General features: G+C 45.1%; 20 protein-coding genes and 2 tRNA genes. 9 read left to right on the top strand and 13 right to left on the bottom strand.

The features are described from left to right. Positions 1-6 precede the first annotated feature (6 nt). Positions 7-555, top strand: a complete 549-nt coding sequence (locus V6M43_RS06560; RefSeq protein ID WP_332733500.1) for a discoidin domain-containing protein — start codon at positions 7-9, stop codon at positions 553-555. An 88-nt stretch (positions 556-643) separates the two neighbouring features. Then, complete coding sequence (locus tag V6M43_RS06555) at positions 644-1,396, top strand: hypothetical protein (RefSeq protein WP_332733499.1); 753 nt, start codon at positions 644-646, stop codon at positions 1,394-1,396. 111 nt (positions 1,397-1,507) lie between these two features. Here the strand turns inward: V6M43_RS06555 and V6M43_RS06550 are convergent. Both V6M43_RS06550 and V6M43_RS06545 read right to left on the bottom strand, forming a co-directional pair. Then, positions 1,508-1,581: transfer RNA gene (locus V6M43_RS06550), tRNA-Asn, on the bottom strand. A gap of 136 nt (positions 1,582-1,717) precedes the next feature. Continuing rightward, positions 1,718-2,320, bottom strand: coding sequence for a phosphatase PAP2 family protein (locus V6M43_RS06545; RefSeq protein ID WP_332733498.1), 603 nt, complete (start codon positions 2,318-2,320; stop codon positions 1,718-1,720). Between the two features lie 232 nt (positions 2,321-2,552). Here V6M43_RS06545 and V6M43_RS06540 point away from each other — a divergent pair, with 232 nt between their 5' ends. Continuing rightward, on the top strand, positions 2,553-3,137 hold the full coding sequence (locus V6M43_RS06540; RefSeq protein ID WP_332733496.1) for a hypothetical protein: 585 nt from the start codon (positions 2,553-2,555) through the stop codon (positions 3,135-3,137). Between the two features lie 130 nt (positions 3,138-3,267). Continuing rightward, positions 3,268-3,576 carry a hypothetical protein gene (locus V6M43_RS06535; RefSeq protein ID WP_332733494.1) on the top strand — a complete coding sequence of 103 codons (309 nt, stop codon included), beginning with the start codon at positions 3,268-3,270 and terminating at the stop codon, positions 3,574-3,576. A 6-nt stretch (positions 3,577-3,582) separates the two neighbouring features. On the opposite strand, the gene V6M43_RS06530 is transcribed toward V6M43_RS06535, so the two are convergent. From V6M43_RS06530 to V6M43_RS06495, 8 genes are all read right to left on the bottom strand, one after another. Further along, positions 3,583-3,939, bottom strand: a complete 357-nt coding sequence (locus V6M43_RS06530) for a Rieske (2Fe-2S) protein (protein WP_332733492.1) — start codon at positions 3,937-3,939, stop codon at positions 3,583-3,585. Then, complete coding sequence (gene hflX, locus V6M43_RS06525; RefSeq protein WP_332733490.1) at positions 3,929-5,128, bottom strand: GTPase HflX; 1,200 nt, start codon at positions 5,126-5,128, stop codon at positions 3,929-3,931. The genes V6M43_RS06530 and hflX overlap by 11 nt, the downstream gene beginning before the upstream one ends. Before the next feature lie 80 nt (positions 5,129-5,208). Then, the gene (locus V6M43_RS06520) at positions 5,209-5,946 is read right to left on the bottom strand and encodes an outer membrane beta-barrel protein (RefSeq protein ID WP_332733488.1); all 738 of its coding nucleotides are present in this window, start codon (positions 5,944-5,946) and stop codon (positions 5,209-5,211) included. Between the two features lie 141 nt (positions 5,947-6,087). Continuing rightward, positions 6,088-7,134, bottom strand: coding sequence for a Gfo/Idh/MocA family oxidoreductase (locus V6M43_RS06515; protein ID WP_332733486.1), 1,047 nt, complete (start codon positions 7,132-7,134; stop codon positions 6,088-6,090). A gap of 57 nt (positions 7,135-7,191) precedes the next feature. Further along, positions 7,192-7,809: a hypothetical protein gene (locus V6M43_RS06510; protein WP_332733484.1), complete on the bottom strand. Its 618-nt coding sequence runs from the start codon at positions 7,807-7,809 to the stop codon at positions 7,192-7,194. Further along, positions 7,769-9,106 (bottom strand): glycoside hydrolase family 140 protein, encoded by a 1,338-nt coding sequence (locus V6M43_RS06505; RefSeq protein ID WP_332733483.1) that lies wholly within the window; start codon positions 9,104-9,106, stop codon positions 7,769-7,771. Before V6M43_RS06505 ends, V6M43_RS06510 begins: the two co-directional genes overlap by 41 nt. Positions 9,107-9,127: 21 nt before the next feature. Continuing rightward, the gene (gene pcaF, locus V6M43_RS06500) at positions 9,128-10,336 is read right to left on the bottom strand and encodes a 3-oxoadipyl-CoA thiolase (protein WP_332733481.1); all 1,209 of its coding nucleotides are present in this window, start codon (positions 10,334-10,336) and stop codon (positions 9,128-9,130) included. 9 nt (positions 10,337-10,345) lie between these two features. Continuing rightward, positions 10,346-11,404 (bottom strand): class I SAM-dependent methyltransferase, encoded by a 1,059-nt coding sequence (locus tag V6M43_RS06495; protein WP_332733479.1) that lies wholly within the window; start codon positions 11,402-11,404, stop codon positions 10,346-10,348. Between the two features lie 126 nt (positions 11,405-11,530). On the opposite strand from V6M43_RS06495, the gene V6M43_RS06490 reads away from it, so the two are divergent. After that, positions 11,531-13,090, top strand: coding sequence for a hypothetical protein (locus tag V6M43_RS06490; RefSeq protein ID WP_332733477.1), 1,560 nt, complete (start codon positions 11,531-11,533; stop codon positions 13,088-13,090). Between the two features lie 64 nt (positions 13,091-13,154). Here V6M43_RS06490 and V6M43_RS06485 read toward each other — a convergent pair whose 3' ends face one another. Both V6M43_RS06485 and V6M43_RS06480 read right to left on the bottom strand, forming a co-directional pair. After that, positions 13,155-14,792 (bottom strand): hypothetical protein, encoded by a 1,638-nt coding sequence (locus V6M43_RS06485; RefSeq protein ID WP_332733475.1) that lies wholly within the window; start codon positions 14,790-14,792, stop codon positions 13,155-13,157. 198 nt (positions 14,793-14,990) lie between these two features. After that, positions 14,991-15,545: a dihydrofolate reductase family protein gene (locus V6M43_RS06480; RefSeq protein ID WP_332733474.1), complete on the bottom strand. Its 555-nt coding sequence runs from the start codon at positions 15,543-15,545 to the stop codon at positions 14,991-14,993. A 77-nt stretch (positions 15,546-15,622) separates the two neighbouring features. Between V6M43_RS06480 and V6M43_RS06475 the strand changes: the two genes are divergently transcribed. Further along, positions 15,623-17,020 (top strand): OmpA family protein, encoded by a 1,398-nt coding sequence (locus V6M43_RS06475; RefSeq protein WP_332733472.1) that lies wholly within the window; start codon positions 15,623-15,625, stop codon positions 17,018-17,020. A gap of 58 nt (positions 17,021-17,078) precedes the next feature. Here V6M43_RS06475 and V6M43_RS06470 read toward each other — a convergent pair. After that, a tRNA-Ile gene (locus V6M43_RS06470) sits at positions 17,079-17,152 on the bottom strand. Positions 17,153-17,300: 148 nt separating this feature from the next. On the opposite strand from V6M43_RS06470, the gene V6M43_RS06465 reads away from it, so the two are divergent. The 3 genes from V6M43_RS06465 to V6M43_RS06455 all read left to right on the top strand — a co-directional run bounded on the left by V6M43_RS06465 (position 17,301) and on the right by V6M43_RS06455 (position 22,642). Then, the gene (locus V6M43_RS06465) at positions 17,301-17,888 is read left to right on the top strand and encodes an RNA polymerase sigma-70 factor (RefSeq protein ID WP_332733470.1); all 588 of its coding nucleotides are present in this window, start codon (positions 17,301-17,303) and stop codon (positions 17,886-17,888) included. A 72-nt stretch (positions 17,889-17,960) separates the two neighbouring features. Then, positions 17,961-19,061 (top strand): FecR family protein, encoded by a 1,101-nt coding sequence (locus V6M43_RS06460; protein ID WP_332733468.1) that lies wholly within the window; start codon positions 17,961-17,963, stop codon positions 19,059-19,061. Positions 19,062-19,216: 155 nt separating this feature from the next. Continuing rightward, positions 19,217-22,642, top strand: a complete 3,426-nt coding sequence (locus V6M43_RS06455; RefSeq protein ID WP_332733466.1) for a TonB-dependent receptor — start codon at positions 19,217-19,219, stop codon at positions 22,640-22,642. Positions 22,643-22,652 lie beyond the last annotated feature (10 nt).

Genomic DNA, 22,652 nt, shown 5'->3' with positions numbered 1-22,652 from the left:
AAGAATATGAAAACAACATATTTATGCATAGCATTCGGATTACTGACCATTGCAGGTTGTAGCAAACCCGAAGCTGTTCTTTTCAAAGACAACAGCACTGCCATCAAGGCCGATAAATCATCATGGACGGCAACTGCCGACAGTGAAACGCCTGATGGTTGGGAAAATACCGGTAAAGCCTCAGCTTTGCTGGATGGCAATAATGCTACCTACTGGCATACAGATTATTCTGTATCACCAACACCCGGGTATCCGCATTGGGTTTTAATTGATATGAAGGCAGACCAATATATGGTAAGTGTTGCTGTTACAAACCGCCAGGCTGCCACGCCAAATCGTGTGGGAATGAAAAAATTCAAACTGGAAGGAAGCAGAGATGGTCAGACGTTTACATCTCTGGGTGAATTTAATTTTGGTATCACCAATGCAGCCCAAACATATCCCTTATCTCCGTCGGAGGGCTGGCGCTATTTAAAACTGACTGCCCTCGAAAGTCAGACCGGAACAACCGCACATACTTTCCTTTCAGAGATCGATGTGTTTACGACAAAGTAATTATGAAGTATTGATTTCTTTTTATTGAGCATTTAGTTTTGGTTAAACGAGCCGGGGTTTCAACCCCGGCTTTCTTTTTTCCACAGTATTGAATACCCCTTTCGTGGTATTGCGGCGGCGGGTGGAATTACATATTTTAGTGATCATGCAAACCATCTCCACCACCCAATCTCTGCCACGGGGGAAGGCGGGCACGAAAAAGTACAGCGCCTGGCGCAAAAACCATTTCTTCTGGGGCAGCACGGCAATGCTGGTGTTAGCGGTGATCGGCTTCTCCGACAATCTTTTTTTCGATCTTGGGCAGGAGAGCAATAGTGATCCCAAATTCATCATACACGGGCTGTTTTTCCTGGCCTGGTTCGTGGTGCTGGTTATCCAGTCGGGCTTTATCCGACAGGGTAATTACAAGGCGCATATGCGATGGGGTATTGTGGGCATGCTGATCGGGGTAGGTGTTGTGCTCAGCACATTTTATGTTTTTGTGGCAGTGTACAAGGGCTGGTCGGTGATGCCGTTTTATGTAAAGGCAAACCGCTTTTACACGGTGACTTTTGCAGTGCTGCTCTGGCTGGCATGGCGAAACCGTAAGAACGGCGTGAAGCATAAGCGCTACCTGTATATGGGCACGCTGTACACATTGGGACCAGTGCTTGACCGGGTGGCGCCTAAGATCGGAATAGACAGTTTCTGGGGCACTGTATGGATGGAAGTGTTGATTTGGAATACGCTTTTTCTGGGTTTGTTCCTGTACGACTGGCGTACTCTGAAACGCATCCATCCCATCAGTTGGATCGGTGTGCTTTGGTTTTATATTGTCCTAACCCTGGTGCAGGTTTTGTGAGTGGATTGGTTCGGCTGCAGATCAGCGTTATATTCCAGTGACCAGGAGTTGCCAAAAAGAAAAAATCCTCGCAGAACGTAATATCTGCAAGGATTTTTGCCTTTATTGAAGCTCCCCCTGCTGGACTTGAACCAGCGACCCTCTGATTAACAGTCAGATGCTCTAACCAACTGAGCTAAGGAGGAATGACCAGCTCCACAGTTGCCTGCAGAGTTCCCTTTTGGGGAGTGCAAAAATAGGCATTTTTGCAATCGGACAAAATTTTTACTGCCTTATTTTAAAAGCTGGCACTATTCAGCTCAATCATATAACATTCTACTGTCAATCATAAGATGCCGCATAGGCATTGTCACGCTTTCTTTGCGCTATCCACCACTCAAACAGTTTGGCGGCCGCAGTGCCAATGAATATGCCCAGGATAGCACCTCCAATAATGTCCAGCGGGTAATGCTTGCCCACATATACCTGTGCATACCCTATCATGAAAGCCCATAAAAATAACCAGCTCCATCGTTTGCCTTTTATCAGCCAGATCGCCCAATACCAGAAACTGGCCAGGGCAAAATGATTGCTTGCATGGGAGGATGGAAAACTGAAATGTCCTCCACATCCTGCCAGTACCCGCACCATCCCATCCAGCGATGGCTCATAACATGGCCGCTCACGACCAAACAAAGGCTTTAGCATGGAGGCCGATGAATAATCCGCCAATCCTACACAAGCAACAGTTAAAAGAATAAAAACAAGCGCATATGGTCGGGCATAACGGATTGCCCAGTAAAGAAAAACAGCATATAAAGGCAACCATGTTTTCGCATTCCGCAGGGTTAACATTATAGAATCTGTAAAGGGAGAAGCACTTGTTTCCTGAATCCATAAGAACAGGGATTTGTCTGCACCCAGCAACCATTCAGTGAAGCCCATAATAATATTCTATTCTGCTAAGGTGTCTTCTATGTATTAGCTTAATATGAAATGGACGTTATCTTATCTTGAACGTCGCGTTTTATCCACATTATCTAAATGGTTGATTTTCGCCCCCATTTGGTTGGCATTTCTCTACATTATTGCGCGCATATTTTCTCCTCAACAGCCAATTTTTGCTGGCACCGGAATTGTTGCTTTAGGTTATTCTTTAACCATAAAATTATTAACTATGCGAAACAGATCAGACAGACGGGACTATGGCTCCCGTGATCAGGACAGGCAGCGTTATAATGACCGGTATGAAGGCCGCTCCGGCGACAACCGGTACTATTCAGAATATGACCGCGGATTTGAAGACGATAATGACTTCCGCAACAGTTCTCAGCGTTACAGAAATGATGATGAAGATGTAGATGAGCGAAGCTATCGCAATGACTATGGTCGCAATGACTTCGACCGTAATGATTATGATCGTCATCGGAATGATTATGGCCGTAATGACTATGATCGTAACAACTACAGCCGTTTCAGTGATGAGCGTAACGAAAGATCAGACCGCTATGATAATCAATGGCGTTCAGATCGCCAGAATCAGTATGGCCGCGATCATCAGTCAGATGACCGCAACAGATCCCGTAATAATCCAGAATCAGCTGATAACCTCGCCCGCATGACAAGCCGTAATTTCGGCCGCGGACGCAGCACTGATCCATATGAAAATACAAGGTCTTCCTGGGATAGCAATTATCGCGAATCACGCGGCAGTGGCTACGGTTATGCCGGCAGAAGAACACGCCGGGATAACGAATGGTAAAAACTTTGCTTGCCTAAAAACAGTACGATCAGTTCGTTGGAACTGATCGTATTTTTGTTTAGTTCAGGCAAGAAATTTGTAGTAAATTATTAAACGATTGCATCTTTTTTCCATCCTTAAAACAGCCGCCATGAAAAATTTCAAACCAGGTTCAAAAGCCCTGAAAAATTTCCGTGTCATTGATACGAAAAGACAGGAACCGGTACCCCCAACAAATACCAACCAATATGGGCACCGCGGTATCTATGACCAGGTTGAAGCTGCGAAAATGGGCTATGGTATAGCTAATCCTGATAGGAACAGGCCGGGACTGGAAAACCGCCATATCGGAAGCGATCCTGCAATGGGCGGATTTGCGCAGTGGGATATGGAAGAGAGTCTTCAGAAAAATCAGCCAAACGCATATAGCCGTAAGGATGAAGACCTCGCCTATGATTGATCATTATCAGAATATTCCGAACAAACCTTTTTCTTCCATCCCTATATATATACCTTCTTCCCTAATCTCTACGGGCCAGTGTTTCAGGTAATAACCTTCACCCGAAACATTGCGCCCGTTTTCCATGCAGAATTTATACCTGTGCAACGGACAAACTACATTCCCCAGCGCATCTATAAAACCCGAAGATAAAAGCCCACTGGCATGTGGGCATTTATTTGCGAAGGCAAACAGGCGTTCCTGGTGTTTACCCACACAAATTGTCTTTCCATTGAGTGATGCCACTGCAATGTTATTTGCAGCGAAATCCAACTCCTCCACACTCTCTGCCAGCTTATGCCATTTGTATTTCTTATAGCTCATCTGACCAGAAAAATTCCGTTTTGTAAGGATAGCGTTCGCGGTAGAGTTTACGAACCCTGTTCAGGATGGTTGCCCTCAACCCTTCCAGGTTACGGCGTTCCAGGGCAGATATAAATACGCAGTTGCCAAGTGTCACATTCTCCCACCGTTCTCTCAGCTCTTCCAAAATCTGGTTTCTGACATCGGGCTCCAGCCATTCATCAAATGTGTTTTTTTCATATTGATCCAGCTTATTGAAGATGGTGATCATGGGTTTCTCCGTAACCTTAAGTTCCTGCAAGGTTTTATTCACCACATTGAACTGGTCCTCATACTGCGGGTGACTTAGGTCAACCACATGCAAAAGAATATCCGCTTCACGTACTTCATCCAATGTGCTTTTAAAACTCTCCACGAGGTGATGCGGTAATTTCCGGATGAATCCCACCGTATCACTCAATAAAAACGGAGTGGTATCAAAAACAACCTTTCTCGTTGTGGTGTCGAGGGTGGCGAATAGTTTATTCTCAGCAAAAACCTCACTTTTGGCCAGCAGGTTCATGATGGTGCTTTTACCCACGTTGGTATATCCAACAAGGGCAACCCTGATAAATTCTCCACGGTCCTTACGTTGCGTAAATGACTGCTTATCGATTTCGGCAAGTCTCCTTCGGAGGAGGGCGATCTTTTCCTTAACAATACGACGGTCGGTTTCAATCTCCGTTTCCCCTGGTCCCCTTGATCCGATTCCACCTCCCTGTCTTTCCAGGTGCTTCCACATTCCTTTAAGTCGGGGTAAGATGTATTGGTACTGCGCTAATTCAACCTGGGTCTTGGCCTGGGCTGTCTGCGCACGGCGGGCAAAAATATCGAGGATAAGATCAGATCGGTCGATGGTTTTCACACCAAGCGCCTTTTCAATATTAAGGATCTGAGAGCCGGTTAGCTCATCATCAAATATCACGAGGTTGATCTCATGGCGTGTGATGTATTCTTTGATCTCTTCCAGTTTACCCTTGCCTACAAAAGTTTTGCTATCGGGATGGCTTAGCTTCTGCATGAATTTGCGGTGGGTGACCGCCCCGGCTGTTTCCGCCAGAAAAGCCAGCTCGTCGAGGTACTCTTTTACCTGTTGCTCATTCTGGTCTTTCTGTACAACGCCAACAAGTACTGCCTTTTCGTCTGTAAGTATCTGTGATTTTTCTATCAATGAGATTTGATTAAGTTGACAAAAATACTATAAAAAAAGCGGGCCATTAAGCCCGCTTCTGAATATGTTGACCGGTTTTATTAAAGTCCGCTGATAGTGAGTCCGATGCTGTACGGGCGCACCTGCGGTCCCTGGTTTTCTTTTATAAGTGTTGTGATCTGGTAAGCGCCATGCAATGTAAGATTGCCATATCCAACGCGCGCCATAGCGGATAGACGTGTCGTATTGAAATAGCGCTTGGTACTTTCCTTGAAAGTATATTGGTTAATGGAGCTGCCCGATTTTGTCTGCAGGTTCTTGCCCTTGGTATGAGCATTGAGCATGGTTCCTATCTTGGCTCCCATTGCAAATTTCCAACTGCGGTTGCTATTTTCAGGGTTGGCAACAAAACGAAGCTCCACGGGGATCTCTGCCCAAACATTGGCCAGCTTGTATTTTTTGAAATGATTGGTATCGGCAACATTCCTGAACTCCATCGTTGGCGTAGTTCCCGCGATCTTTACTTCCATCTTGTCAAAAAAGATATTGCTGCTTCCTATTCCAGCACCCAGTCCAACGCTGAAACGGGGATCGGTCTTGAAAGGAAAATCAAGCATGAAATAAACATTCAGGTGGCGACCTATTCCGGTTGTTACAATAGAATCCGGTTTATTGGCCCAGCCATCATACCCAACCTGGATCATAAAATGATCATTGGCCCGGCCGGCAAGGTTCACTTTACTCCAGTCTTTTTTTGATTTCTTACCGGTGGAATCTGTCTGCGCAAAAGCTCCCAGGCTACATACCAATGCCATGAGGGCAACAAAAAATTTTCTCATATTAGTTGATAAAGAACAAATCTAGAGGTCCCGTCTCATTGCTGTAGCCGGGCTCCTGTTAATGTTAATAAAAATCACCGCCCGCGGCGGCGACCGCAAAAATAGGGTCTTTTATGTTCTAGGGAACAAGAATTAGAAGGGCTATACCAGGGGGATGACCTTCTTTTCATGGAAACTCTCCATCGCAGCATCAATCACCCGCATGGTTCTTATTGCTTCAGATGCTGGTACCGGGTTTACGGCCCCGTCCACCAGGCACTTATATACATCATCATAAAAACCCATATAGTTACCGGGCTCTGAGCGGGTTTGTTTTTTGATCTCCTCTCCCTGGTAGCTTGTATGGATATATCCGTCGGGTTCCTTAGTTGCCGGGCACCAGGCACTAATAGTTGGTATTGCTCCTTCCAGTAGTTTCTGCTCCTGCTGGTCTGATCTTTCCTGTAAAAATGTGCCGTCCATTCCATGCAGCACAAAGGCTGGAGTTGTTACACGGGCAACTACGGTTCCCTTTAGCCGAACACGCATCCGGGGATAATATAACAACACTTCAAAATAATCATTCGCACCTACGCCTTCCCTGGTAATCATCAGGTCTGCAAATACCGATTGCGGCCATCCGAATAACTGAAGGCTCTGGTCAATAAGGTGCGCCCCAAGATCATGCAACGTACCCGCACCGGGCAATGATCCCTCCTTATGTTCCTTTCCACTGCTTACTGTCCGGTAGCGATCATAACGAAACTCCACTTCGCGGAGATCTCCCAGCATTTTATCGTCCACCACTTTTTTGATGGCCCTGAAATCACCATCATAACGCCGGTTCTGGTAAACAATCAGCATACGATTTGCTTCCCCGGCAATTGCCTCAAGAGCCTCAGCCTCACTGGCAGTTACCGTGAATGGCTTCTCTACTACCACATGCTTTCCTGCCTGCAGCGCTGCTTTAACCATTTCATAATGGGTCTGCACAGGGGTATTTACCACAATAAGTTCAATACTTGTATCGGCCAGCAGCTCCTCAAAGGAGCGGTAACATTTTGAAACGGGATAGCGCTCGCGCGATTCATTCTTGCTTCGCTCAACGATAGCCGTTAATTCGAAGCCGGGATGACTGTCAATAAAGGGGGCATGAAATAATTTGCCGCTCATGCCATAGGAGCAGAGGCCGGTTTTGATGGTTCTCATGTAAAGATGATATTCCCAAATATACCAATTGTGGGTACTTCCTTTGCAGGCAATGGATCATTGTCCCCATTTATTGCGGGGATTGCCCCTATAAGGGGAGATTTTTTTTCGCAACGCTACCAAAGCATCTGCAAAGGCAAGTGCCCGTTCAGCAGTTGTGAAACGGAATGTGCCAACATTTATGAAAGATTTTAAAGTGATCTTTCCATCAGCATCGGTCTCCATCATTTCATGTGGACCATCGAGATAGAGTTCCACTTCCTTATCCATTGGCTTGATGCCATAAAGTAGATGATTGCCTGCGCTGTCGGTTGTATATGAACGAAGGGTTAGTAAGGTTATGGAATCTTTCTCTTTCCCCGATTTGTCAAACCATAAACTTAAAGTACCGGTTTTGGACAACCGAAGGTCGTGAATCCCTTTTCCATTGTATTGGGCAGTATCCTTCCCAAAAAGTTCTGCTTTTAGTGAGGCTAGTGTTTCGTCAACCTGTGGTTGCCGGCCAGCTTGTGACTGCTGGCCTCGCAGCACAGGTAAGTAACCAACTATAAAAAGAAAGAATAAGATTGAACGCATGTTCTGAAAACGAAAACCAGGTATATTATCGTATAGCTGTGCAAAAATGCCTGTGGAGTTAGTTCCGGCCATCCAACACCAGTACCCAATCTTGTCCATAGCCCGCTGTTGGCGGATGAAATAGGAGCGGAAGCTGCTTCCCGAAGTTGCCGATTGGTTTGCTTTCGCCATTCCGTGGATCATACCAGCTGGCCTTCAATTGAGTGGCGTTTAGTTTGCCCGCATCCACGGTAAAAGATTTTCCGGCAGCTGTATAGATAAAGGCATAATCCTTTCCCCGGGTAGCTTGAATTCTTTCTGACGGCGGGGTAGCCGGTTCCAAAAGAATTGATTGATCGGGTACCCGGTCGATAATGGAGAATGACTCCATAAGCTTGCGAACATATTTCATCTGGTTAGCACCGGGAAGTTCAAGTGCCTCCTTCCAGAAAAAATGCGGTCCATTGATACCCTCTGTTTTTTCTGAGTAGAATTGCCATACTCCATGGCATCCATAGGTATGTCCATGTGATCCGGCAAACAAATCGATCCACGCAGCTTTACGAACATCATATGCATTTGAAGTGCCCAGATCTTTAGCGTTGAAACAAACGGGATGATCTTCATAAATAGGCTCGCCATCCATCACAGGTTTATCGGGCACCATGTCATATACCTTGCGGATCAAATCATAGCTGGCAATATCGCGGCAATGCCCGATCTGGAACATATGGAAACTTATCCAGTCATCCTTGGCAAACCAGGTGGCCGACCCCAAAGCACTGGGTTGGGGATGAAAAGTAAGCAATGTCTTTTGTGCATCCCCAACACCTTCAATTACTGCTTTAGCCATGCTGCGCCATACCGCCATATCTGATTCATTCCTGGGATTTCGATCACCACCCATCACCCAAATAATATTCTTCTTGTCGCGATAGCGTTTACCAATCCATTTTCCATAGATGGCAGCCTTCTCTTCTGTAAAAATTTCCGGTCCCTTGCCCCAGCTGTCTTTGAAAAGCTTGTCTCCCCATGTGGGTAGCAATGCCACCGTTAATCCATATGATGCTGCTTTGTCTATTATATGGTCAACATGCTTGAAATAGGCTTCATTTGGTTGGGCTGCATCCTCATTATGAAGTGGAAGAACACCGTAAGCGTTAGGTACCCTTAGCCCATCCAACTCGGCTAATACCACTGCCTGTATAACGGTGAAGCCTTGTTCGGCACGGCGTTTCAGGTATTGATCCGCTTCTTCGCGGTTAAGGCGGTGGAAGAGTTCCCAGGCAGTATCACCCAGCCAGAAAAAGGGTTTGCCATCTTTAAGCAGATAGCGCTTGTTTTCACTGATAGCATACTGGCCGAATGATGCATGAAGTATTTGCATCATTAAAAGAGAAAGCAGGAACCTCTTCATGATCTGTACATTTTTCTATTTTCAAACCCGCTCCAGGATAACGGCATATCCCTGTCCCAGCCCTATACACATAGTTGCCAGGGCATATCTTTTCTGTTGTTTCTTCAGCTCCAGTGCCGCTGTATGGATTATTCTCGTTCCACTCATTCCCAGAGGGTGGCCAAGCGCAATTGCACCGCCATTGATATTGATTCGGGCATCGTCATCGGCCATCCCCAATTCACGTATGCAGGCTATACTCTGTGCAGCAAAGGCTTCATTGATTTCTATAACATCCATATCACTTAACTGCAGGCTTGCTTTTTCCAGTGCTTTCCTGGTGGCACCTACCGGACCGATTCCCATGATCCTGGGTTCTACACCCACCACTGCTGAACTTACTATGCGTGCCATCGGTGCCAGTCCATATTCTTTTACCGCTTTATCTGAGGCAATATACATGGCCGCGGCTCCGTCGTTCAGTCCCGATGAATTTCCTGCGGTAACTGTACCATCTTTTTTGAATGCAGGCTTAAGAGTAGCAAGCACCTCTTCTGTTGTATCAGGTCTGAGGAACTCATCTTTGTCAACCACCAGCGTACTGCCTTTTCTCTGAGCGATCTCAATAGGGGCGATCTCTTCTGCAAACCGTCCGGAAGCCTGTGCTTTCGAAGCTTTCTGCTGAGAAAGGAAGGCGAAACGATCCTGGTCTTGTCTACTGATATTATATATCTCTGCCAGGTTCTCGGCGGTTAATCCCATAGGGTCGATACCATATAACCTTTCCATCTCGGGGTTTACAAAACGCCACCCGAAACTGGAATCATACATTTTTGCATCGCTGCCAAATGGCTGGGATGTCTTGGAAATAACCCATGGACTTCTCGTCATATGCTCCATGCCACCTGCTATAAAGAGCTCGCCATCTCCGGCCCTGATTGCCCTTGCTGCCTGCACCACTGCGCTCATTCCCGAAGCACAGAGCCGGTTAACGGTTTCTCCCGGCACAGAATAGGGTATGCCTGCAAGCAGTAATGCCATCCGAGCCACATTGCGGTTATCTTCTCCGGCCTGGTTATGACAACCAAGGATTACATCATCTATTGCGCTCATAGGGATGGCGGGATTTCTCCCGGTAAGCTTCCTTAAGATGGTTGCGGCCAGGTCGTCGGCCCTTATACCGGCAAGGCTTCCCTTAAAATTACCAATGGGTGATCTTACCCCGTCAATGATATAGGCTTCTCTTTCCATTTTTTCTGATTAGGGCTTCAAAGGTGCAGCTTTCCGGGCAATGCATAACTTCCAGCCGGGGATAGAGTAGAGGCTTTTGGTTTTTAACGGTTCCAGACCGGCATCTGATTGCCAGTCGGTTATTTCCGCTACCGTCCACGCACCCGATGAACTGGTCATAGAAAAATATAGTGCCGATGTTGCAGTGATCATATCTGTCTTTGCCGGCTGGCCTTCCGGAATGAACTCCCCGATAACAAAGATTCCTCCCGGCTTTAATGCTGCTGCTACTTTTTTTGTAAGCCGCCGGTTCTCTTCCACATTGAAATGATGCACAAGATTATTGGCCATAACAATATCATATACCCCTGTCCCGAGATCATCCTCCAGGGCATTACCTGCCTTGTAATGGATGCGGGAACCATCGTGGTATTGCATTCCAATTTCACGGGCAGCCTGCACGGCACCAGGTAATTCGAAAATGGTTGCTTCCAGTTGAGGATATTTCTTACAAAGTTCTATAGAATAAGCTCCATGCGCCCCACCAATATCTAGCATGCTTCGGGCATCATCAGGCAAAGTGAGCTTTTTTGCAGTTTCCAGGGCAAGCGTATAGGAGAGGTCGCGCATCGCGCCCTGGTAATCGGCCCATTCCTGCTCCGTAAGATTTGAATGAATGTCAATGATCTTTCCCTCCCTGATATAATTTTCCAGGCCAGCCATCCAGTTCCATTCTTTTTGCTGGAATCTAAGTTTAGCCAGCAGGTTGGTGGGAGAATCAGGCAGCAGCCATTTGTAATACCCACGACGTAATTGATAGGTATTGTTCCTGTAACGCACATAATTCATACTCACCAGGCATTGCAGCAATTTTTTAGTTGCCGCTTCATTGGTATCTGTTTTTTCGGCAAGTTCCTTTGCTGTGTTCCCTGTTTTTCCCATCGCTTCAAACAAACCTGTGTTAGCGGCAGCCATGATTACACGGGCAGCATTAAACGCTACCTGTGTATCAATTAAAGGCCTAGGTACCAGGTTGAAAAGCATTCCGATTGCTTCCAGCAGGTTCTGCGCTTTGAGCTTGAATTTCATGATGGTGTTCCAGCCCTTAATTTAAGCATTTGCGAAACATTTGTTAATCACTAGATCAGCACCCAACCCTTTTTTCTCCACCCGGGGTATTACCTCTATCAAACCTGAACCTTAAAAATTTAAAAAATGAAAAAGTTATTTCAGTTAAACCTTGTTCTATTCTCTTTTATGATTCTTTTCCTTGCTGCATGTAGTAAGCAGGATGTAGTTAAACCAATGCCAGGTGGAGGAAATGGTGGCAATGGCGGCGGTAATCAAAAAACAACCATTCGTTTCCAGGTTGCATCATTGCCAGGTGAAGTATCCGCTGTAAATGGATTATTTGCTGTTATCAGCATGGTTAATGGCCAGCAGCAACCAGTTTGGACAGCTAAAAAAATCGCCCTTCCTCACAATGGTGCTTATCTCACCGATTCTATTATTGTGGAAGCCGATAACTACCGCGTTACCAGTGTAATGATCATGAATGCAGCCGAAAAAGTGTTGTTTGTTAGTCCCATGGCCCATTCACACAAAGCCAATGAAGTGACCAAGCCGCTTCCTTGTGGTTTCCAGGCAGTGAAAAATACCCGGACAGATATCACACTTGAACTCTCAAAGGTAAATCCAACTGACCAGCCAGCAATGTTCGGTTATCCCGAAGGATCTTTCAATCCGGGCAGTATACCGGTTGATCCTTTCATGAAGATCATCGTTCATCCCCTGATAAAGATCGGTGATGTGGTTTATGACAGCATACCAGTTTCTTACCGCCTGATGACCTGGGATGCTAACGGTGGTGGAACTGTTGTTCACGGAACATTCAATCCAGGCAAAAACGAACTGACCTTGTTACGTTCAGCCATCCGTTTCCAGATTGCAATTAGCAAATGGGGTACCCGCGATGAACTTACACTCGAGAAAGCTGATGTACAGGAAGGCACTGTTTATACTATGGGCGGAAGCAGAGAAGCTAAAAAGCTACGCGCTGAGTATATTTTCCAGTATGACAATGGCAACTTCAAACCTATCAGCAAAGCGGCTTATGAGTATGCTTCGGATGGCAGGATTTCTCAAATAGTTCATTATCGCAAAAAAGCAGACAACAGTACTTATGTAGATATGACTGATAAGTTTGAATACAACGGACTCACTAAACCAGCCCGTATCATTCGATACAACGAAAGCAACTCAATAGTAGCAGAGAATATGTTTACATATGATGCGGAAGGCCGGGTAATAACCATGAAGAAAAAAGAAGCGGGTGTTGAAACAAGCGCACAGGTACAGTATAGCCCACAGCCAGGCGGAACAGGTATAACCGGTAACTATGATGTAATGGCCCGATATGATTACAGCAACAGTCCTATTGACATGACATACACCATGCGGTTTATTGGTGGTAATAATATGAGTGATGCGGCTACTACGTCTAATCATAGCAGTGAGGTTGGTACTTACCAGTATGATTTCAATATCAATCCGTTCATTCATATCAACATGCCTGATATCATGTTGCCTGCAAGGTCAAGGCATAATGCAACAGTTGAGGTGAAGTCATACCATGGTAGTTATCCTGAGTTCGTAGCCTATGACTTTCAATATAAGTATGACGCTGATGGCTACCCGATCGAGCTGGTGAAAAGCTACAAATCCTATTTAACCGGAATATTTGCTTTTAAAACGAAGACGGTTTACAGTTATTGATTGTGAGGTTGAATGACGAAAGGGTTCCGGATTTCCGGAACCCTTTTCTATTTGCAATCCGTCCTTATTTAATATATCGGCTGATGTTTTTAAAACTACGCTGGAAGGAATCATTCGCAATATCAACGCCTCGTTTCACTCCTTCATCAAACACTTGCTCCATTCTGTCTGCTATCTTCTCATCCATTTTTTCAAGGTTGGCTCCTATTTCCTCTCTTACGGCAAGTAGCCCACTGCCAATGGCGATTGCAAAGAGTGGATTAAGGTCAAGCCATGGCACCACAGGATCCTGAATTTCTTCCGGTTGAGGAAACCATGGATCAATGGTTGGAATGAGTTCGGGAAGTGGATAACGGATAATATCCAGTATGAACTGTATTTTACGGCAATGACTTGCTCTTTTGCCCAGCACATCCGTAGCATGTGTACCAATGGCATAAATAAGAGAGGCATGTATTTTTTCAAAACGCAGGTTAGGTTCCATCATGGTTGCTTCCAACACGCGGTGGTTATAAACAAGGTCCCAGATTGTCCGCTTGCGGAAACATGCATGGTTAGTTTTCCTTGCCATCCACACACCAATATTGATATAGTAATGTTTGATCTGGTCGAAGTGTGCCTGCCCTGCTGCAGTGGCCAGAAATCCAAGTCCCTTAATTTCTGAATCAGGAATGCCAAGTTCACCAACCAGGTTAACATTCACGAAATGGTGCCAGGTGGCATCAGTTACAACCCTGCCGATATCCGCACGGTGACCATCATACGCAGATATCGCTCCAAACCGTTGGGCATTAGTGGCGGTTTTACTTCCTCCTGCATTGCTGCCTGCAAGTACCGTTGAAAATGCTATCACTTCCGGACGTATACCCATTGGGTATTCGGGGCTGCCATCTAAATAGGTTTGGGAAATATCCGATGGTTCGATGCATTCGCCTTCATGCGGATGATCGGGCAGTATCATTATTCTTCCATTGGGACTGCAAAGGAGTGGATGTGGATAGGTCTCCTTCCAGAATGCACCCCATCTGCTTGAATAAAGTTTTGGCTGAATGGGTTGCGGAACATCATCTGACTGGTCATCAAATTGGGAGCCGGCATCATGACCCGGACGGTTGGTATCATTACGGGCAGCGTCTGACATCCCCACATTACCGGCGCTATTATTCCAGTTGCGCATAGACCGAACCCTGGTGATATTTCCACATAGTTCATTACCCAGGCTGCCATGATCACCGGTGGCAAATACTCCACCTCCTCCGTTCATAAACTGGCTGATAGCGATGAGTTCACTGTCGGGTATGGGGGCTCCACTATTGATGCCAAACAGAAATACTTCATCATACATGTTGCTGCTAAAATGATTGGTATCATCAAACTTGAATCCCTTGATACTTCTCTTTATACCCGCCGCGCCTGCCTGAACCTGAGCATCAGAGGCAAAGGCCGAACGATGTGCAAGCGTAAGTTCAAAGCGAACATAGCCCCTGCCATCATTCTGTAGAATACTGACAAAAGTGGAGAGGCCGAAATCGCCCGTTCCAAAATCAAGTCCCCCATCTGTTACCAGCAGAGCCCGCACAGTGCAAGGCCAGAACCACCATGGATAGATCTTCATTGGTTCAGTTCTGAATAGTTCTTTGTTTTTCCTGATCTCGCGCAGGAGATTTTCATTTGCTGTTGACAGCAATTTGTTGTCTTCCATTTTAATTCATATTTAAGGTTTACGAAAATGCAATAGCAAGACGATGCGCTAATCAGGAGTGATGTAAAAATAAGACGATGGCAAAGTTGTGTACAGGGGCCTTTTCCCCGCTCTGGCAGGGCATTTTAAAGGGGTTGCTACTGTAGGTCTTACGATAGCAGAATTACCAGATGATTACAGTTTTCTGCAGTATGAATTTTATTGAGGGATATAGTTAAGAAGTATTACACCGCTTTTAAAAGTCCGCGTACTAACAAGTTGGAAAGAGAGAGATTGGTTTATATTTTCAAAAAGGGCTGTTCCTTTTGCTATTGCAACCGGATCGATCATGATCTGTAATTCATCGATAAGTCCCGCTTCCGCAAACTGCGAAACAATGCTTCCGCTTCCCAGTATGGTCATGTCTTTCCCTGGTATCTCTTTAAGCTTTTTTGTTTCATTGATTATATCATCGCAGATAATTCTCGTGTTATTCCAGTTGGCCTGTTTGAGAGTGCGCGAGTAAACGATTTTTTCTGAGCTATTCATCCCGGCAGCAACTTCCGGCATCATCTCTAAAGCCATGGCACTGGGCCAGAAACCCGCCATCATTTCATAGGTAACCCGGCCGAAAAGCAGGGTGCTGCCTGAATTTGCTCCTTCTTCAGAAAATTTCATTTCTTCCTCTCCATGCTTATGCCAGCTGATATCCTCATTAATTCCTTTGTAGTAACCGTTGAGGCTGGTAAAGACAAATGCTGATATTTTTCTCATGTCACAAATTTAAAGTGGGCTGGTACACATATTGATAAACCCATTTGACCTCCTATTATTCATTCAAAATTTAACCCATGAAAAAATTCATGTTGGCCTGCGCTGTATTGTCGGCACAGATGGCCTTCTCACAGAAAATTGTGAAAGAGCATTACACCGTTAGTGGTGGACTGTTAGGTGCAGCCAATTTCGCTAAACTCCGTGTATCGGATAACGACAATCTTGACTATAACTCAAAATTTGGCTGGGGCGCCGGTGCCTGGCTGAATATCCCACTGGGTAAAGTTGTGTCTTTTGAGCCACAGTTGATGTACAATAGCCTCAAGTTCGAAACTGATGCAGGTGCTGCTTTTCTGAAAGATACTAAAGTGAGTTATTTCTCAGTTCCCGTATTATTGAAGTTTCATTTGGGCGATAAATTTGCCCTTACTGCCGGCCCACAATTCGATTTTGTGTCCTCGGTAGATGATGATAACAACCGTTATACCAAAGACAGTCTTGAAAAGTCGGGGATTGCCCTCAACGTAGGTGCTGAATTATTTCCCCATGGTAGGGTTACGCCTTTTGCCCGTTATATCCATGGTTTGAAAAATATTGATAACAGGGGGAATGCTAATCCCGGTGGTGAATACTTTAACCAGAATATACAGGTTGGACTAAAACTCAAACTATTTGGTAAACTCATTCCGGCAGATTCTGATGGCGATGGTGTTATCGACAAGAATGATGAATGCCCAGGTGTTGCCGGATTAGAGCGTTACAAAGGATGCCCGATTCCTGATACTGATAAAGATGGCATCAATGATGAAGAAGACAAATGCCCTACAGAAGCTGGTTTGCCTAAATATGGTGGTTGCCCCATTCCGGACACAGATAAGGATGGCGTGAATGATGAAGAGGACAAATGTATAGATGTGCCCGGTATTGCTAAATACAATGGCTGTCCAATTCCTGATTCTGACAAGGATGGAGTGAATGATGAAGAAGATAAGTGTCCGAATGAAGCTGGATTAGTTCGTTACCAGGGATGTCCTCCGACTGATCGCGACAATGATGGCGTGAATGATGATGAAGATCGTTGTCCAGACCTCGCAGGTCCTGCAGAAAACGGAGGTTGCCCAACCCTTGAAGCTTCTAAATTCAATGCCAACGCTGTTCAGTTCGTAACCGGAAGTGCAAATCTTACCGCTACAGGTCGTAAGGAACTGGATAAGGCTGCACGGATCCTTAATGAACAATATCCGCAGTTGAAAGTGCAGATAGCAGGACATACTGATAATACAGGTAAGGCTGAATCTAACCAGACACTCAGTGAAAAGCGTGCTGCTGCTGTTAAAGCATACCTCGTGAAAAAAGGAATTGCTGATGATAGGTTAACGACCATAGGCTATGGCCAGGATCAGCCCGTGGCAGATAATGGAACAGCTGCTGGTAGGACCCAGAACCGCAGGGTAGAGTTCAAAGTGAGCCAGTAAGTTTTACAGGATCATATAAAAGTAAAAGGGGTTACGATTAACGTAACCCCTTTATTTGTGGGCCCTGCCGGGCTCGAACCAGCGACCCTCTGATTATGAGTCAGATGCTCTAACCGACTGAGCTAAGGGCCCTTCCCTCCGTGGAGGTGCCTAAGTTTTCGCTAAGGCGGGGTGCAAAAATATAAAAACATGCCCTAAACTGAGCAGCTGGTAAAAAAATAATCATTCTTGAACATTATCGGTAATTTTCCAGCTCAATCCATTTATTTACAGATTGCTCATGATTGCTCCTGGCCGTATACAATATTTGCAGGAACGCATCGCGCGTTTTGATGACCAGGCGGCCTATCGCGAGCTCTTCAGTGCATTTTATACACCCCTCACCCAGTTCGCCTTCGGCTTTACCCGCTCTAAGCAATCAGCTGAAGAGATCGTATCGGATGTGTTCATAATCATCTGGGAAAAAAGAAAAAGACTGGAAAATATCAGCAGTCTTAAACTCTACCTGTATACAGCTACACGAAATACTGCCTATAATTTCCTGTCAAGACAAAACAGAGTGCTTCTGACCGACCTGAGTGAGATCCCCGTTGATCTCAAATCAGTCCACCTTGATCCGGAACGTATGCTGATAACCGCGGAAATGAAGAAAATGGTGCAGGAGGCTATCATGAAGCTGCCACCTCGCTGCCGCCTGATCTTTAAACTGGTGAAAGAAGATGAGCTCAAATACCGGGAAGTGGCCGAATTACTCAAGCTTTCGGTCAAAACCGTGGAAACCCAAATGTCCATTGCTCTAAAAAGGATAGGTGAAGCCGTGCGCTTTGATATCCGAAAGGCAGTTCCCGCCCCCCAAAGAGGGAAATAAAAATATTTTTAAGAATTCTTTAAGGGTAAGAGGTATGAATCGGTGTCTTACTACCCTCAACAACAAACCAGCATGATTACAGACCGGCTCTGGGAGCTAGTGGCCAAGAAATTATCGGGAGAGAGCTCCGTACAGGAGGCTGCCGAGCTGGAGGAGTTGTTGAGGCAACACCCCGAATATCATTATCCCCTCCAGACCATATCAGACATATGGTTTCAGCAGGGGGGTTCCAATTCCGCTGATGCCGCGGCTGCCTATGAAAGGCATATTGATCGAATGGTAACGCAGGGGCTTCTGGAAGGGGTAGAGGAAAATAATGACGATTTGGAATCAAACATATCTCATGGTTTTTTTCGCCGTAACTGGTTATGGATGTCAGCCGCTGTAATTGTATTAGTTGCCGGCCTTCTTTATTTTTTTAACCCGGTACTGCCGAGCAGCCAAAAAGAGCTTGCGGTTGTCAATAGTGAGATATCTACACGCAATGGCTCCCGGTCAAAACTTATGCTTCCTGATGGAACACAGGTTTGGCTTAATTCGGGCTCGAGGATTACCTATAGTAAAGACTTTGGTATAAATACGAGAGAGGTAAACCTTACAGGTGAAGCCTATTTCGACGTGGTAAAAAATGCAGAAAAACCTTTCCTTATACATGCCCACAACATCGATATTAAAGTGTTGGGCACGGCTTTCAACGTGAAATCATATCCGGGTGAAAAATCTACTGAAACCAGCCTGATCAGGGGCAGTTTGGAAGTTAGTATCAAAAGCAGGCCGAGCGAAAAGATCATCCTGAAGCCAAAGGAAAAACTGGTGGTAATGGACGAAGAAAGATCCGGATCCCGCTCACTTAAGCCAATTGCTGTAAGCGGCAAAAATGTACCTAAGGTGGCAATCGGTGAAATCCGTTACGCAGAAATTGACAGCGCTGTAATTGAAACATCCTGGATAGAAAACCGGCTGATATTTGAGAATGAATCACTTCGCGACATAGCCCGCAATATGGAAAGATGGTATAATGTGCAGATAGAATTCGCGGATGAAGAAGTGGCCGAATGGCGGTTTAAGGCAGATTTTACCAAAGAATCGCTGGAAGAAGCACTGAGAGCACTGTCTATCGCCACAAAATTCAGATACAAGATCAATAACGATACAGTAACGATTTCAAAATAAAACCAACGAACGACTAAAAAACGAACTGCCATGATCAACAACTCCACTTAAAAAATGGCGGGAAATGCGCCAACATTCCCCGCCGGGAAAACAAGGACATACTCAACCCTTGAGAAAGTTGATGAACCATTTAGTTAACCCTAATTGCTCAAAATATGAAAAAATTCGCTGATGGGGATGCCTGTCTATTAGCTCCCTTTTTGCTAAAGTTTGCCAGAATTATGAAGCTAACCGCACTCTTTATGCTTTTTTGCGCCCTGCAGGTGTCTGCAGGTGGATATTCTCAAACCAGGATCAGCCTGAAACTGGAAGGTGTTAATCTCAAAAAAGCACTCTCTGTAATTGAAAAAAAATCCAGCTACAGGTTCCTGTATAACCAGGCACTTCTTAATGAGGATGCCCGTGTTGCCATCAGCGCCGAGAATGAAGAGGTAGTTTCAGTTCTCGATAAATTGCTGAATAATACACCCCTTGGTTATGAGATCCTCGACAATTATCTCGTTGTTCTTAAGTACCGGGGAATGAATTTTCAGCAGACACGTGTTACAGGTCGTATCACCGATGTTAACGGAGCGCCCGTTCCACTCGCCTCCGTAAAAATAAAGGGAAGTACCGCCGGCACCTCCGCCGATAATGACGGAAATTTCGCTATCACTGTTCCCGAGAACGCCACACTGGTAATCTCTTCCATCGGTTTTGACGACCAGGAAATAGTTGTGGGTGATAAAACAATCATCAATGTTGTTCTCCAGCCTTCTACAAAACTGCAGGATGAAGTAGTGGTGATCGGTTATGGTACAGCCCAGAAGCGCGATCTTACCGGATCCGTTGCCAAAGTAAAAGGTGATGAACTGGCTTCCCAGCCTAACACCAACCCGCTGGCTTCCATGCAGGCTAAGGTAGCCGGACTATCAATCGTGAACAATGCCATTCCGGGTTCAACTCCCGATGTAAGGATCAGGGGTACCATCAGTATCGGTACCGTTCGCCCTGTTTATATCATCGATGGTATCTTCAGTGATAACATGGACTTTGTTAGTCCAAATGAAATCGAAAGCATCGAAGTATTAAAAGATCCTTCTTCTCTCGCAGTATTTGGTATCAGGGGTGCAGCGGGTGCTATCCTGGTTACAACCAAAAGAGCTAAGGCCGGGCAGGTTAATGTAAACTTTAGTTCTGTTTACGGTGTTAAAACACTTGTTGATAAGATAGAACTCGCAAATGGCGATGAATATCGCCAGCTGGCAACCTTCGAGGCCAATAACCGCGTTCAGGATAATAGCAATGATAATTCTTACCTGAGCTTTATTGATAATATTGGCGGACCAGGACTGTCGGCTTATACGGGTAATACCGATTGGATAGATGCCGTAACGCGAAATGCCAAATTCACTACCAATAATATAAGTGTAGATGGAAGTTCAGAGAAAAACCGTTTCCACATGGGCGTTGGTTATACATATGATGAAGGTCTCGTGAAACATGTTAAATATGACAGGATAAACATCAACATCAATGATGAATATAAGATCAACAAGATCTTTAAGGTTGGTTTCAATTTCATTGGTGCAAAAGAAAACCTGCCATACAATAGTGGTGCGCTTGAAAATGCAAGAAGGGCGCTTCCTATCATTGATTCAAAAACAAGACAGTTCAATACACGGAATCCTTATTTCCCGGATGATTCATCAACCTATAACCTGTACTCTAATACACCTATCATCCAGAATTCAGAAGCTAATCCCCTTGCCGTTCTGGAGAATGAGTACGATAAGAGAAGTGATACCCGTTTCCGCTATGTGGGAAGTGCATTTGTAGATATCAATATCACCAAAGACCTGAACTTCCGCAGCACCTGGTATGCAAATATCAGTAACCGCGATGAGCGTGTATATACACCCTTATATGATGTATACGATCCCACAAGACCAGAAGGAGAGCAGGTGATCGCAAAAAATAACCTTACAGCTGTTGCTCAGTATCAGGATAATACCAAGTCATTCCAGCAGGATTATATTGGTACCTATAAGAAACGTTTTGGCGATCATTCGATCACGGCAACTGCAGGTTTCACTACTTTTTATAATAAGTTTCAGTCCATCACCGGAAATATCAGCCAGGAAACAGGTGGTACGCCCATCCCCAATGATGAGCGTTTCTGGTATATTCAAACAGGATTTGGAAATATCGGAAGAGCTACTTCAAGGTCGAGCCAGAATGAATATTCAACTGTATCAGGACTGGCACGTGTTCTTTACAATTTCCAGAACAAGTATTATCTCAATGCAAGTTTCAGGAGAGATGGATCCAGCCAGATCAATCGTGACTACAAGAAGAAATTCCAGAATTTCTGGGCAGTGGGTGCTGCATGGGAAGTTACCCGTGAGAACTTTATGGATGGACAGGATTTCTTTGATTACCTCAAGCTGAAAGGATCGATTGGTGAATTGGGAAATTTTAACTCAGACAGAGCTTATCCTGCTTACCCAACTACTTCCACAGGATCTTCAGCAGTATTCGGAACAACATTGGAGCCGGTATGGACAGAGGATTTCCTGGTTGATCCAAATCTGCAGTGGGAAACAGTAATGTCATCAGAAGTTGGAATTGAAGCTGACTTCCTTGACAGGCGCTTTCATTTTGAAGCCAATTACTATTATAAGAAAACAGAGGATCTGCTTGTATCACTACGTTATCCGGGTATCCTTCCAACCCTTACCAATGGTGGTACCATTGAGAATAAAGGTTTTGAATTCATTGCAGGATGGAATCAGAAACTCAGCAATGATATGACCCTTTCCCTTTCCGGAAACCTAACCACTTATAAGAACAAGGTTTTGGAAATGGAGACTAAATTCAGAACATTATCCAGCAGTGAACAAACTGCCAGCCAGGTGGAAGCAGGCTACCCAATGGGTTATTTCTATGGTTTGGTGGTGGAAGGTGTTTACCAGTCTTATAGGGACATCCTTCTTTCTCCTGATAATACCATTAATGGTGGAAATGCACGTCCGGGCGATTTGAAATATGCCGACCTGAATGGGGATGGTGTTATCACTGATGAAGACCGTACTAATATTGGTAATCCAACTCCTGATTTCACTTATGGTGCAAATGCCAACCTGAAGTATAAGAACTTCGATCTTGGTGTAGATGTTGCTGGTGTATATGGTAATGAAATCTACAGGGTTTGGGGCACATCGGAGCAGAAAAACTCAGTTTACAACTACCCAAAGAATTACCTCGAAGGTTGGACAGCTCCTGGTTCATCCAACTTCATTCCTATTGTAAATGCTGCGCACCTGATAAACAGGGCACCATCAACATATGGAGTGGAAGACGGAAGTTATTTCAGGATAAGGAATGTAACACTGGGATATAATTTCAGCCAGTTTAAGAATTCAAATATTATAAAGAACCTGCGGATTTACGGTAGTGTTCAGAACCTGAAAACATGGAAGAACAACCTTGGATATTCACCTGAATTTTCAGGCGATGCAACTTTCTGGGGTGTTGACTTCGGAGGTGCAGGAAGTGCGCTTCCAAGGATAGTTAGTGTTGGTTTGAATGCGAATTTTTAATTACAATTTT

The sequence above is a fragment of the Flavihumibacter sp. genome, assembly GCF_036676075.1.
Taxonomy (GTDB): domain Bacteria; phylum Bacteroidota; class Bacteroidia; order Chitinophagales; family Chitinophagaceae; genus Flavihumibacter.
The sequence above is the reverse complement of the archived record's forward strand: the minus strand, read 5'-3'. Positions and strand labels throughout refer to the sequence as shown.

What these genes read in the sequence shown, in the direction of transcription:
- V6M43_RS06560 (WP_332733500.1), top strand. Translation starts at nt 7, where the DNA reads ATGAAAACAACATATTTATGCATAGCATTCGGATTACTGACCATTGCA.
- V6M43_RS06545 (WP_332733498.1), bottom strand. Translation starts at nt 2,320, where the DNA reads ATGGGCTTCACTGAATGGTTGCTGGGTGCAGACAAATCCCTGTTCTTA.
- V6M43_RS06540 (WP_332733496.1), top strand. Translation starts at nt 2,553, where the DNA reads ATGCGAAACAGATCAGACAGACGGGACTATGGCTCCCGTGATCAGGAC.
- V6M43_RS06535 (WP_332733494.1), top strand. Translation starts at nt 3,268, where the DNA reads ATGAAAAATTTCAAACCAGGTTCAAAAGCCCTGAAAAATTTCCGTGTC.
- V6M43_RS06530 (WP_332733492.1), bottom strand. Translation starts at nt 3,939, where the DNA reads ATGAGCTATAAGAAATACAAATGGCATAAGCTGGCAGAGAGTGTGGAG.
- V6M43_RS06520 (WP_332733488.1), bottom strand. Translation starts at nt 5,946, where the DNA reads ATGAGAAAATTTTTTGTTGCCCTCATGGCATTGGTATGTAGCCTGGGA.
- V6M43_RS06515 (WP_332733486.1), bottom strand. Translation starts at nt 7,134, where the DNA reads ATGAGAACCATCAAAACCGGCCTCTGCTCCTATGGCATGAGCGGCAAA.
- V6M43_RS06510 (WP_332733484.1), bottom strand. Translation starts at nt 7,809, where the DNA reads ATGGACAAGATTGGGTACTGGTGTTGGATGGCCGGAACTAACTCCACA.
- V6M43_RS06505 (WP_332733483.1), bottom strand. Translation starts at nt 9,106, where the DNA reads ATGAAGAGGTTCCTGCTTTCTCTTTTAATGATGCAAATACTTCATGCA.
- pcaF (WP_332733481.1), bottom strand. Translation starts at nt 10,336, where the DNA reads ATGGAAAGAGAAGCCTATATCATTGACGGGGTAAGATCACCCATTGGT.
- V6M43_RS06495 (WP_332733479.1), bottom strand. Translation starts at nt 11,404, where the DNA reads ATGAAATTCAAGCTCAAAGCGCAGAACCTGCTGGAAGCAATCGGAATG.
- V6M43_RS06490 (WP_332733477.1), top strand. Translation starts at nt 11,531, where the DNA reads ATGAAAAAGTTATTTCAGTTAAACCTTGTTCTATTCTCTTTTATGATT.
- V6M43_RS06485 (WP_332733475.1), bottom strand. Translation starts at nt 14,792, where the DNA reads ATGGAAGACAACAAATTGCTGTCAACAGCAAATGAAAATCTCCTGCGC.
- V6M43_RS06480 (WP_332733474.1), bottom strand. Translation starts at nt 15,545, where the DNA reads ATGAGAAAAATATCAGCATTTGTCTTTACCAGCCTCAACGGTTACTAC.
- V6M43_RS06475 (WP_332733472.1), top strand. Translation starts at nt 15,623, where the DNA reads ATGAAAAAATTCATGTTGGCCTGCGCTGTATTGTCGGCACAGATGGCC.
- V6M43_RS06465 (WP_332733470.1), top strand. Translation starts at nt 17,301, where the DNA reads ATGATTGCTCCTGGCCGTATACAATATTTGCAGGAACGCATCGCGCGT.
- V6M43_RS06460 (WP_332733468.1), top strand. Translation starts at nt 17,961, where the DNA reads ATGATTACAGACCGGCTCTGGGAGCTAGTGGCCAAGAAATTATCGGGA.
- V6M43_RS06455 (WP_332733466.1), top strand. Translation starts at nt 19,217, where the DNA reads ATGAAAAAATTCGCTGATGGGGATGCCTGTCTATTAGCTCCCTTTTTG.